A 12,031-nucleotide genomic window follows, 5' to 3' on the forward strand; every position below is an offset into this window, starting at 1 on the left:
TTTTTACAAAAGTACGCGTACATAATATAATTAAGTAAATCATCTTTCATCCTTCAGCCCACATAACCAGCTGATTTTCTGACAATACCACTGAACGATGATTTCTTTCTAAACAAAAAGCGTTTCCATTTGACTACCGGAAATGAACGCATTGGCTATCCTTCAGTCACGCACATTGTTTTACAAGACTGAAGGGTAGCTGAAACCTGAAACATAAGATATGCACTAAAGACTAGGGCATCGGCAGAAAACCTTCCGCTTTCACCTCCCAGCTTCCATCCTGCGGAAACCCGGGAACGTTGCCCGACGATCCGTCCCAACCGCCTGCCATCATAGCGACGGCAGTTAGCAAAGCACCGTTAGACGGGAAATAAGGGAAAGGGCCGCCTGTTGCCAACCCATGTTCATCAAACTGGAACCCGCCTGCCGGATGGAGCAGGAAGTCGACCGCTTTATCGGGTTGACCGCACCGGGCGGCAGCCATAGCCAACATCGGGAAATCCCATCCCCAGGTACGGTCGTAATTCCAGGTTGCATCGATCTTCGCCAGTGTACGCGCAAGCGTGGCCTGATCGACACCATCCCCCGGCAACATACCGAAAGTGCCTATTAAAGCAGGATGTTCGAAAGCAAAGTTTGTCCACATATCCGGAATACCTTCATAAGTGATATAGACATCTTCTTCAACCGGTAGCGGAGACAGTTTGGCCAACACCTTTTCCCATGCTTCCGGCACCGGAAGCGACAGACGTTTATGCCATTCGCAAGCCATACGCAGACCATAACGCCAATAGCCCAGCTCAAAGGCAGGATTCAGTGTTGTTTCAGGTTGTGTATTTTCGGAAACGATAAAGACGGGTGGCCCTAATACATAGCGATCCTGCGCTTCGTCATACTGCGCATAGTCGGCCATAAAATCGGCAGTAGCAGAGATGACCGGTTCCCATTTCTCCAAGGTTCCGCGAGTAGGATGCAGGCGGTAGTCGAGATCGGCAAAATAGATCGGATGGGGTTGCTGCCAGATCAGGGTAGCATGGATGATATGAGGCCATTCACGGTCGAAGTCGGCGGTACACTTCGGCCAGCGGGCACCTTTATATCCTTGTTGTTCGGCACGTTTCTGCGAGGTAGGAAGAAAGTTACGGTAAACGGGCAGGCTCTTTTCCAGTAACGGCCAGCGGTTCCATAAAGCATAATGTACGCCATGCCACCAGATCATTTCGAAATGGAAGCGGCCATACCAGCCATTATTCACCAACCCGCTTTCCTGCGGAGGAAGCGATCCGGCTTCGTTTACTTTCATCAGATATTGTGAAAGGACGATGCGGCGTTCCAGTTCTTTCCAGCGCGGGTCTTTACTGCCCGACAAATCGATAGCCGCCCCCGATTGCCAGAAAGACCGCCATTCCCTTGAACTATCATTAAATATACGGGAAGCTGTCGGAACATCTGCCGCCTCTTCCCGCGAGAAAAGACAGGTAAAAGACAGTTCATCCGTGTTTTCGGGATTTAGTTCAAAATGATGCGGATCTCCGTCACCGCCCTCTACGAAACTGGCCCGGGTATTCCACCGCAATGAAGTATAATAATGCGTTTTATCCATATCCCGTACAATCAGGGCTGCTCCGTTCTTCCGGTTCTTAACGACAGATTGGTGCAAATCCGGCTTATCGTACGTCCCTACATATTCTTTCATCTCTCCGCTCTCGGCATACGGAAAATCAAGAAAGACAGATACCTGTCCCTTGGCGAGCAACGGACTTTCCACCGTAACACCCACCGCATCCAATATAGGATGACAGGCCGTTTTTACAGAAACAGGAACTCCGTCCAACTTAAAACTACTATGAATGATGCCGGTCCACATATCCACTTCCTGACGGGTATCCGACAAATCACCGGCAGTTGCTGCCGAGCCATCCGCACGAAGCAACTTAAATCCGATACGTCCCAGGTTGAAGCGATGGGGATTGGCTGCCAGCCACGCCGATAACTCCGGCTGTTCCGGGTTAGGTATATCGTAAGGAATCTGCCTGCCGTATGTATCCATGAGCGGCTTTTTAAAATCCTCTACCTGCTGTCCTTCCGGTAACGGGAAACTATGCCAGCTCCATTGAGCCATCGTATTGAAAGGGACAAAGGTTTGTAGCCCCGTAATATCCACCCCGAAAGCAAACTCGCCATTTCCCACCTGAGCCGGACTGCGGGGATCTGTTTTGGTGCTTACAATACGGTGCCTGTCCACCAAAGCCTTCCGGTCGATACGTGACTGATTACATGACACAAACAAGAATATGCTCCCTAAAAAGAGGATGATAACGGATGCCGGCTTTTTCATATACCAATGATTTAAATCTAACTGCCTCAAATATACAACATTTCCATCCTATCCGCTTTCCTTTCTATTCTCCTGTTAACAATATTTATCAACAAAAAGAATCACCATCTACTTAATTTAAGTAGATTTGCGAAAAGATAGTAGACTAAAATTCAAATAATTGAAGAGACATGGAAAGACTGACAGCACAAGAAGAAGACGTTATGCTCTATATCTGGAGACTAGGTCCCTGCTTTATCCGGGATATCCTGAACGAAATGCCGGAACCCCGTCCGCCTTATACCAGCGTGGCATCCGTGATCCGTAATCTGGAAAAGAAAAAATATGTCACACCGAAAAAGTTCGGTACTATCACACGATTCTCTGCCAAAGTTAAAGAGGCAGACTACAAGCGGACGTTCATGTCGAACGTCGTAGAGAATTATTTCACCGGCTCTTATAAAGAGATGGTATCCTTCTTTGTCCGCAACCGCAAACTGACGAAAAGCGATTTGCAGGATCTTATGAATCAAATAGAAAATGAAGAATAGGTAAATACGAATCAATATGGAAACATCGATACTGCCCTATTTCCTGAAGGTAAACCTGGCGTTGGCAATCCTTTATATCTGCTACCGCCTGTTATTCCGGAACGACACGTTTTTTCGGCTACGCAGGGCTGTCCTGCTTTCCGTTTACCTGATCGCATTCCTTTATCCGTTACTGGATATCAGTATCTGGCTATCCACCCGTGAAAGTGTAACGGAAATAGTGAATTACTATTCAACGATCCTTCCCTTGAAAACGGTTGTAGCGGCCGATGATACTCCACTTTCTACCGAAGCGGATTGGCTGACAATTGCAGAGAGTTATATGTTACTGATCTACCTGGCAGGGATAACATTATTATTCCTCCGTTGCATAATAGAATTATTCACTGTTATCCGACTCCGGCTCAGAAGCCCCAAACAACTGATAAACGGGACTACTATCTACGTATTACCCTCTCAAGAGGAACCTTACTCTTTCTTTGGCTGGATATTCGCATCACCGGAGTCACACACACCGCCGGCTTTGGAAGAAATACTGGTTCACGAAAAGACACATGTCCGCCAACTTCATTCGATAGACGTAGTACTCGGCGAGATCGTATGTATCCTGTGTTGGATCAATCCGTTTGTCTGGTTATTAAAAAAAGAGATCAGCAGCAATCATGAATACCTGGCAGACGAGCAGGTGATGCTTGCCGGATACAACAAAAAAGAATACCAGTACCACCTGATCGGACTGGAACACCCCGAAATGGCTATAGCAAAACTATATAACAATTTCAGTGTCTTACCATTAAAAAAAAGAATTACTATGTTAAACAAGAAAAGAACCGGCAGGGTTGGAAAAGTAAAGTACCTGACTCTGCTACCGCTGGCAGCCGGCTTATTGCTGCTCAACAACATCGACGCGATGGCACGGATCGTCAGCCGGCAAACGACAGTTCCTGTACCCGCAGAAAAGACAATGATTGCACCTGCACCGGAAGCGGTTTCTGTTGAAGTTGCCACTCCGCTACCACCGGACGATGACAAAGTATATGAGGTGGTAGATGTGATGCCAGAATTTCCCGGAGGGGAAACTGAACTTTTAAAATACATGGCCAGAAATGTCAAATACCCGGCCGAATCCATAAAGAACAAAGAGGAAGGCAGTCTATCGCTTTCCTTCATTATCAATAAAGACGGTAGTCTATCAGATATCAAAGTAGTAAAAAGCCTGACTCCATTATTGGATGCAGAGGCAGTACGAGTGGTTAAAAACATGCCCAAGTGGACGCCCGGTAAGGTAAAAGGCAAAGTAGTACGGGTAGCCTATACCACTCCTATCACTTATAAATACCAGTAAATCGGTAGCTTAAACATACTAATTCCCTTTTTGAGACAGACACAAAAAAGGCATGAAACTTTCCCTAATGCTGGCAGGCGATCAGAAAAGTAACATGCCCATAGCCCTTCTCAAAAAGGGATATCTTTTTCTCTTCCGGTTACTTAAACCGTTTCTCAAGTTCCTCGTCGGTCAACATCGAAACGATTGTTTTCCCGTCAGGTGTCAGGTTTGAATCCGGGCAGGAGAAGAGAGTCGCTATCAGGTGATCCATTTCATCGGCAGACATCACTTTTCCCGGACGGATGGCAGCCGCTTTAGCCAGAGCCAAAGCAATCGACTCACAAATCTCCTCGTGTACTTCGCAGCCCGTCTCTATGGCACGGCTGACAATATCCTTTATCAAAACGATCTGATCTACATTTTCGAGTCCCGCAGGCAGGCCATTGATGGCATAGCTGTTATTCCCCAGGTTAGAAAGATCGAAACCGATAAAACGCATATCCTCCAGCAATACCGGCAAGACAGCGGCCTCTGCTGCCGTAAACTCGATTATTTCCGGAAACAACACTTGCTGGGATGCTCCTTTCTGCTGACGGATATTATTCAGGTACTGGTCGAACAGGATACGGACATGCGCCCGGTGCTGGTCGATCAACGCTAAACCCGATTTGAGGGCTGTGATAATATAACGTCCCTTATACTGATAACAAGGTGTAGCCGTTTCTGCAAACAAAGCTTCTCCACCGACAGCCATTTTAACAGGTTCCGCCAACTCATCCTGTTCCGTGTCCAGCACTTCTCCCATCATTTCAAGGTCTTTACGCACGGCATCCCGGTCGCTCTCAAACCCCTGATAGAGTTGAGACCAATCGAACTCCGACTTCTTTGGAGAAGAAGAGGATGGGGGAGCATACGATGATGAAGAACTCTTGAACGGGTTATAACCGGAATCGAGTTGCACGGAAGGCGCTTTGAAACCATCCGCTTCTTTTACCGGATTATAGACCGGGATATCGATCGCGTCCTCCACATCAAAATCGATGGTAGGGATGGCACTCGACTTAGCCAGTGCCTCACGGGTTGCAGCCATCAGTATCTGCCAGATAGGTTGCTCGTTCTCAAATTTAATCTCGGTCTTGGTCGGATGGATATTTACATCGATCGTAGAAGGATCAAGCGTGAAATAGATAAAATAGTTGGGTTGTTCGCCGGGAGGGATCAACTGTTCATAAGCCTGCATGACAGCCTTATGAAAGTATGGGTGCTTCATGAAACGTCCGTTCACGAAGAAATATTGCAGGGCTCCCCGCTTCTTGGCAGAGTCGGGACGGCCTACAAAACCGGAAATGGTAACCAACGAGCTTTGTGCATCCACAGAAAGCAACTTTTGGTTCAGGCTTTTGCCATACACGTTTATAATACGCTGGCGCAAACCGGATTCCGGCAGATTAAATATCTCGGTATCATTATGATTCAGCCCTAACGCCACCTGAGGATTAACCAATGCGATCCGTTCGAACTCATTGATTATATTACGGAACTCAGTCTCGTTCGATTTCAGGAACTTACGCCGGGCCGGCACATTAAAAAACAAATTCTTTATAGAGAAGATACTACCTTCGGTACAGGCATCGGGCTCGATATCCTGCAGGGTCGAACCTGCCATAGAAAGCTTCGTTCCCAGTTCGGAACCTTGCAGGCGGGTGCGCAACTCCACATGGGCGACAGCGGCAATCGAGGCCAGGGCTTCCCCGCGAAATCCCATTGTATGCAGGGAAAAGAGGTCTTCAGCCGAAGATATCTTCGAAGTGGCATGCCGTTCGAACGCCATGCGGGCATCCGTTTCGGACATACCTTTCCCGTCATCGATCACCTGGATCAATGTACGTCCGGCATCCTTGATATTCACTTGTATATGACCGGCTCCCGCGTCGATCGCATTTTCAACCAGTTCCTTTACAACGGAAGCAGGCCGTTGAATGACTTCACCGGCCGCTATCTGATTGGCTATACTATCGGGGAGTAAATGAATTATATCGCTCATGACCAAAATAAATACCAGAATAATGCACCTAATACAGCAATTGCAACGATCAGCTTAACGCTCTTATACGTACGGCTACGTGCATTGTCTCCCCTGTCCAGGCTTTTCTTCAGATGTGAAGTACCTTCGACAAAGGTTCCTTTTATCTGCGGCTTATATTCTTCCAGTGATTCCTCCACTCCCATCTCGCGTTTTATTTTACGCACGCGTTCCTCCATAGCCTCTTTATGGGGATCCCAATAAATCGGCTTATGCTCATATTGACGGGGCTTACGCATATTATAAAATGAGAAAAGTGCCATAACTTAACTAATTTAATAGTGAATACTATTGCTCATGCCTGAATTTACTGTTACCTCTAACCGGCGCATCTTCCACTTTCTTCTTCACTACATTATAGATATCATCTTTATTTTTCGGACGCAGGTAGTCATACCAGTAAAAATCCTTCAGTGTTTTCTGTTCCGGCTTCAGGTCAGGTATCGGTGTAAGATTACCTAGCGGAGTAGGCCATATCTTCAACTTCTCGAGTTTATTATCCTTTACCCAGATCGTGAGGAATCCACTCTTGGTTTCATTCAGACCGATCTTGGCCCCATCACCTTCCAACGGGTAATAGATCGACTCCGCATTCCCCTCCACATCGATCTGCCGGACAGTCTGACCTTCAAAGTAAGCTTTGAGGTCATTTCCTTTCAGTTGATTATAATAACTCGAATCGAGATGCTGCACGGCAAACGCGAATTGTATAACGTGCGCATAATCGATCGTACTGTCATTCATATAAATTTCAATCGTATCTCCGTATAACTGATACTGCTCATTCCACAAAACCGGATTATCATACATATATAATACGGAATCGCGGGTATTGAACTGCATCGAGTCGCAAACGCCCTGCATATCGATACGGTAGAAACGTACACCGTGAAAAGCTTTTATCTCACGGGCTGTCGAATCGAGCGTCGCCATTTCAAGCGTATCGGCATGCAGATACAAAGTATCCCCCTGCGAATATTCCATGAAACGGGCACTATCGGTAGCAAAAGCGTACTCCGTCCGTTCATTATAAAAACCGTACTGACCTTCCAGGATAACCTTCTGTGCGGTATCCCGCAGACACATATTCCCGAATGCTTCCCCGAAACCGGCATCCTGATTATATGAGATCGAATCGCCGATCAGCACTCTGTTTCCCGAATAGACTTCGGAACGATCCAGCAACAAGGATGTATTCGTTTCCGTGTTGTACCATCCACGGGAAGAATGGATTGTTCCACTATCCGAAACGATAATGGAAGGCCCCAGTATGGTCGCAATCTTCGACTCGGTATCGTAATGAAGCGTATCTGAATACAACGTAAAATTCGGATTTTCCAGACGAACGCTATCATTGAATATAGCCAGTTTGGTTGTCGGGGAGTACTGTCCGTAAAATGACGAAAGTTGATTCAGAGAATCGACGATCAGACCGCCATCGAAGTAATATCCGATATCCGGAATACGCTCATAGTTCAGACTATCGGTAAAGAGCGTTACCTGCCCGTTCTCCATACGAACATTTTCACGCAGATAGGCGATCTGGGTATTTCCGTCGTAAAACAGATAGTTACCATACACGAACAACGTATCCCCTTGCTCCATCCTTACATTACTGAAAGCTTCCAGCGAATTGGTCGTTTCAAAAAAGTAAGCGCTGTCGCAATACATATATGAACTGTCGTGACGAAAACATACATCGCCTTGCAGAAACTGCGCATCGGCATTCACTTCCTTATCAAAAGACAATGTATTGGCATGCTCGAGGAATACCTTTGTTTTCTTAGTTGTGACAGTATCAGCCATCAGTGTTTCTCCCTGCCTGACGGAAATAGAATCCTGCGTTTGTGCAAATACACAAACAGTCAGCAGACAGAATAGCCCTGTAAGAAAAAACTTATTTACAATTTTCATTCTTTCACCCAACCCGGATACTTGAAATCACAGTTACGCCATCCTTCAGCAATACGGACATACGTAGTCTTTTGTTTTTTCTTGATCCAGTCATTCAATAATTCTTCTCTTTTCTGTTGTTCCACAAGATTCTTCATAGCCTGGAAGTCATCAGAAAGGTTTGCTTTATGTTGTTCGGTACGGGACTTCAACTTAACAATAGCAACTACTTCCTTCTGCTTGTCGGTAATCATGGTAAACGGTTTGGATATCTCACCTACCTGCATGTTATAAATTACCTTACCAGCTTCCTGCGGAAGTTCCTGCATTTCGAACTTAGGCGTACCAAAGTTGTTTCCTTCATGATTCTGGTTCACCATCAACCCTTTGTTATTACGGGTATCCTTGTCGTATGATACGAAGGTGGCCGCTTCCTCGAATGAAAATTTGTTTGCCTGCAGGTCGTTATATAAAGAGTCCATACGAACAGTAGCTTCAGTCAGTTCCTTTTCGGAAACTTTCGGCTTCAGCAGGATATGACGGCAATTGATACGGTTACCACGTTTTTCGATCAACTGGATGATATGATAGCCATATTCAGTCTGCACGATCTGCGATACACGTTTCGAATCAGACAGGTTGAAAGCGACATTGGCAAACTCCGGCAGCAAGTCGGTCTTACTCATGAAACCCAGTTCACCGCCTCTGGCAGCCGAACCCGGATCTTCCGAATACAAACGGGCCAGGGTCGAAAACTCCATCTTGCCGCTATTGATCTGTTCGGTAAAATCACGCAGACGGGCTTTAATAGCATCGGTTACATCGAACGGGATCTTCGGTTCGAATGTGATGATCTGTACTTCTACCGTAGTCGGGATAGTCGGCAAACTATCTTTCGACAACTGGTTATAGAACTTACGGATCTCCGACGGTGTAAGCTTGATCTCACCGATCAGTTTCCGCTTCATTTCATCGGTCACCTGTTGTTCGCGGATCATGTCTTTACGTTCATCCTTGATCTGCGAGATTTTCTTTCCGAAATATTCTTCTACTTTTTCTCTCGATCCGATCTGGTTGATCGCCCAGTTAACCCACTGGTCTGCAGCCTGGATTATCTGTCCTTCCCCCACTTCGATACTGTCGATCTTCGCCTGGTTCAGATACAGCTTCTGTATTGCCATCTGTTCCGGAATCACACAATAGGGATCGCCATCCAGCCGCTGGCCTTCGTTTTGCATATACAAACGTTGCGTCTCTATGTCCGAACGTAAGATCGCATCATCTCCTACCACCCACACTATTTCATCAATCACATTATCCTGTGCCATTGCCGCACAAGATAAGCAGGCAAGAAAGAATACAGTTAAAATCTTTTTCATCATATCTACCTTTATAAGTTACAAATTACGGTTCTGTATAAAATTTCACATCACCTCCTCTGACTGCATCATTATATAATTCTTCTTCAAACGTCTTCAAAAAATCTACTTTCCGCTGATTGATAAGCATTTCCATGATCTGTGGACTGGCGTAATCATAAGGAGCGACACTTCCCACCGGCAATGACTCCTTGATATTCAGCAAATAGCAATAACTACTATCGGCTACTTCCACAAATTTGTTCGCTTTCAGATAAGCGTTCGGATCGGACACATGAACGGGGATATTATCCATCACCTCGTCGAAGTCCACCCATTTGTCGTAAAAGTAGTCATAAATAGTGGCATTTTGCACACTATACTTCTCAATTTTTTCCAAAGAGGCCTCAGAAGACGATTTGTACCACCCTTTTAGCTCCGAAAGACCGGGCGCATCCACCGGTATCTTCAGGAAAAGACCTTTGATCAGGGCCTTATCGAGTGTAAACTTTTTCTGATTCTCTTCATAATAGTTCAGCTTATCGCTCTCGCGGATATTAGCCGACAGTTTTTCTTTTATCAATCGTTCCTGATAACGGTAACGGATCAGCGAATGGCGGTATTCTTCCACAAGCTTGTCGACCTCTTCCTTTTCATTCCCGAGGTTCCGCTGAGCGACTTCATAAACCAGGGCATCTTTCACCCACTTCTTTACAAAGCTTTCGGCTAATAACAAACTATCCGCAGAGGACGTCCCCCGCGGAATCAGACTAACCACTTCCGAACGTTTCAGCGTCCGGTCCTTCACTCTTACCAGCACATCCGCATCGTCTGTTTGCTGCGTCCGTTTACAAGAACACAGCAAAGATACGAATGCTATAAAAATGAAGCAATACTTCATAACCTTCTCTTTCTTATTTCTTTAGTTTTTTCAACAATTTCCAATTAATCGTAACAGGATACTCCTTCGCCAACTGTTTCACCCACTCTTCTTCGAGGGTGGTTTGTTCGGCGGCCGGTTTACTCCATACCTTCTGGTTGCTGATGTTGAATAACAAAATGCCGTCGCGGTATTCCTGCATCAAATGTGTGAATTCCGGGTGCTTTGTCATCAGATTTTTACGTTCGGCAGTCGTAACGATGTCGCGGATAAAGAGATCGAATACTTCCTGCATAAAATCACCCGCATACGTTTTTGTGGAGAACGGACAACGCTGGATATAATAAGCAAACTCACTCTGCGGGAAATCCGTATCGGCCAGATGGAACAACGTTTTGTTCATATCCTTTGCCTTTTCGTAGAACTCCTTGTCAGTCGGGAAGTTATCATTACAAAGCGCGACCATTTCCTTATATGCTTCCGGATAGAAAACATATCCGTATTCTTTCTTCAAACGTTCGTCGAAAGCCTGATAATATTCAAAATTACGTTCACCCTGTGCCATTATTTTTGACCAGGTTTTCTTTTTTTCCTCGAAAGAAGGGATACCGCTCTTTCCAAGCAGTTTGATGATATGGTAGCCGAAACGGGTCTTTATCGGCTGGGACAATTCATTGGGAGTCGTCAAGGCAAAAGCAGCCTTTTCGAATGGTTCAACCATTTCGCCAACGCCAAACCAGGGTAGTTCGCCTCCCTTTCTCGCGGATGCACCATCGGTAGAATATTCTTGTGCCAACTCACCGAAGTCTGCTCCGTTTTGTGCTTTTTTATAGACTTCTTCTGCTAAAGCCAGCGTCTCGCTATCGCTGCGTGTAACCGAATCCTGCTTAAACGGGATCAGGATATGAGCGACATGACGCATACCCGGATTCGGTTTGCGGCTAATCAGTTTTATCAGGTGGAAACCCAGGGTAGTACGTACAGGCATCGATAATTCACCCGGCTTCATTGCATAAGCGGCATTTTCAAACGCCTTTATGGTTTGCATCGGCAACAGGCAACGGGTATATTCATAACCTATCTGTTCGGGGTCTTCCTTCGAGAGTTCGCTTCCAACGGCCGCGATATCTTCCCCGTTCTTAATACGTTCATATGCCTCCAAGGCCTTTTCATAAACGGCCACCGTATCTTTCGAAACAGTCTGAGCCGGCAAGCGGAACAGGATATGGCTTAATTCCAGTATTTCTCCCAGACGGTCGTATTCTACACGAACAGCAGCTTCCTCACCGTCTTTATCAGATAAATAACTTGATGTCAATTGTGCGCGGTATCCTTCCAGCTCATCAGTAAAGTCTTTTGTTTTATCAAGTCCGGCGGCTTCTGCATCGGCCACCTTCAGTTTGAAGTTCTTATACAGTTCCACATAATTCTCCAGAGACTTACGATCAGCCAAATTCACTTCACCGTTTTTCTTAGCCATAAAGACAAATTCCGCAAGGGGAACCTGTTTCCCGGCCACAGTCATCACTACAGAGTCAGGCAAATTACGCGCTTCTCCCGTTAAACAAGCGAATACCAAAGATAATACAAGTAACTTTTTCATCAAAAATCCGTTTATCATA

The 12,031-nt window shown here is 45.9% G+C and carries 9 protein-coding genes; 2 read left to right on the plus strand and 7 right to left on the minus strand.

Features of this window, described 5'->3' with window-relative positions; all coding sequences use genetic code 11:
• Positions 1-232 precede the first annotated feature (232 nt).
• A complete protein-coding gene (locus HMPREF1536_RS05175) occupies positions 233-2,338 on the minus strand; it encodes a hypothetical protein (protein WP_028730649.1) in 2,106 nt (701 codons plus the stop codon).
• A gap of 170 nt (positions 2,339-2,508) precedes the next feature.
• Between HMPREF1536_RS05175 and HMPREF1536_RS05180 the strand changes: the two genes are divergently transcribed.
• The gene (locus HMPREF1536_RS05180) at positions 2,509-2,868 is read left to right on the plus strand and encodes a BlaI/MecI/CopY family transcriptional regulator (RefSeq protein WP_028730648.1); all 360 of its coding nucleotides are present in this window, start codon (positions 2,509-2,511) and stop codon (positions 2,866-2,868) included.
• Between the two features lie 16 nt (positions 2,869-2,884).
• Positions 2,885-4,213 (plus strand): M56 family metallopeptidase, encoded by a 1,329-nt coding sequence (locus tag HMPREF1536_RS05185; protein WP_028730647.1) that lies wholly within the window; start codon positions 2,885-2,887, stop codon positions 4,211-4,213.
• 139 nt (positions 4,214-4,352) lie between these two features.
• On the opposite strand, the gene mutL is transcribed toward HMPREF1536_RS05185, so the two are convergent.
• The 6 genes from mutL to HMPREF1536_RS05215 are packed head-to-tail and all read right to left on the minus strand — an operon-like array spanning position 4,353 to position 12,030.
• Complete coding sequence (mutL, locus tag HMPREF1536_RS05190) at positions 4,353-6,239, minus strand: DNA mismatch repair endonuclease MutL (RefSeq protein ID WP_028730646.1); 1,887 nt, start codon at positions 6,237-6,239, stop codon at positions 4,353-4,355.
• Positions 6,236-6,541, minus strand: a complete 306-nt coding sequence (locus HMPREF1536_RS05195; protein ID WP_028730645.1) for a hypothetical protein — start codon at positions 6,539-6,541, stop codon at positions 6,236-6,238. The genes mutL and HMPREF1536_RS05195 overlap by 4 nt, the downstream gene beginning before the upstream one ends.
• Positions 6,542-6,566: 25 nt before the next feature.
• Complete coding sequence (locus tag HMPREF1536_RS05200) at positions 6,567-8,192, minus strand: OstA-like protein (protein WP_028730644.1); 1,626 nt, start codon at positions 8,190-8,192, stop codon at positions 6,567-6,569.
• Positions 8,189-9,553 carry a peptidylprolyl isomerase gene (locus HMPREF1536_RS05205; protein WP_028730643.1) on the minus strand — a complete coding sequence of 455 codons (1,365 nt, stop codon included), beginning with the start codon at positions 9,551-9,553 and terminating at the stop codon, positions 8,189-8,191. The genes HMPREF1536_RS05200 and HMPREF1536_RS05205 overlap by 4 nt, the downstream gene beginning before the upstream one ends.
• 22 nt (positions 9,554-9,575) lie before the next feature.
• Positions 9,576-10,430 (minus strand): hypothetical protein, encoded by an 855-nt coding sequence (locus HMPREF1536_RS05210; RefSeq protein ID WP_028730642.1) that lies wholly within the window; start codon positions 10,428-10,430, stop codon positions 9,576-9,578.
• Positions 10,431-10,443: 13 nt separating this feature from the next.
• Positions 10,444-12,030 (minus strand): peptidylprolyl isomerase, encoded by a 1,587-nt coding sequence (locus HMPREF1536_RS05215; RefSeq protein WP_028730641.1) that lies wholly within the window; start codon positions 12,028-12,030, stop codon positions 10,444-10,446.
• Position 12,031 lies beyond the last annotated feature (1 nt).

It is taken from the genome of Parabacteroides gordonii MS-1 = DSM 23371 (assembly GCF_000969825.1).
GTDB classification, from domain to species: Bacteria; Bacteroidota; Bacteroidia; order Bacteroidales; family Tannerellaceae; genus Parabacteroides; species Parabacteroides gordonii.

Excerpts from the sequence above, each read along its gene's own strand:
- HMPREF1536_RS05175 (WP_028730649.1), bottom strand. The coding sequence starts at position 2,338 with ATGAAAAAGCCGGCATCCGTTATCATCCTCTTTTTAGGGAGCATATTC.
- HMPREF1536_RS05180 (WP_028730648.1), top strand. The coding sequence starts at position 2,509 with ATGGAAAGACTGACAGCACAAGAAGAAGACGTTATGCTCTATATCTGG.
- HMPREF1536_RS05185 (WP_028730647.1), top strand. The coding sequence starts at position 2,885 with ATGGAAACATCGATACTGCCCTATTTCCTGAAGGTAAACCTGGCGTTG.
- mutL (WP_028730646.1), bottom strand. The coding sequence starts at position 6,239 with ATGAGCGATATAATTCATTTACTCCCCGATAGTATAGCCAATCAGATA.
- HMPREF1536_RS05195 (WP_028730645.1), bottom strand. The coding sequence starts at position 6,541 with ATGGCACTTTTCTCATTTTATAATATGCGTAAGCCCCGTCAATATGAG.
- HMPREF1536_RS05200 (WP_028730644.1), bottom strand. The coding sequence starts at position 8,192 with ATGAAAATTGTAAATAAGTTTTTTCTTACAGGGCTATTCTGTCTGCTG.
- HMPREF1536_RS05205 (WP_028730643.1), bottom strand. The coding sequence starts at position 9,553 with ATGATGAAAAAGATTTTAACTGTATTCTTTCTTGCCTGCTTATCTTGT.
- HMPREF1536_RS05210 (WP_028730642.1), bottom strand. The coding sequence starts at position 10,430 with ATGAAGTATTGCTTCATTTTTATAGCATTCGTATCTTTGCTGTGTTCT.
- HMPREF1536_RS05215 (WP_028730641.1), bottom strand. The coding sequence starts at position 12,030 with ATGATAAACGGATTTTTGATGAAAAAGTTACTTGTATTATCTTTGGTA.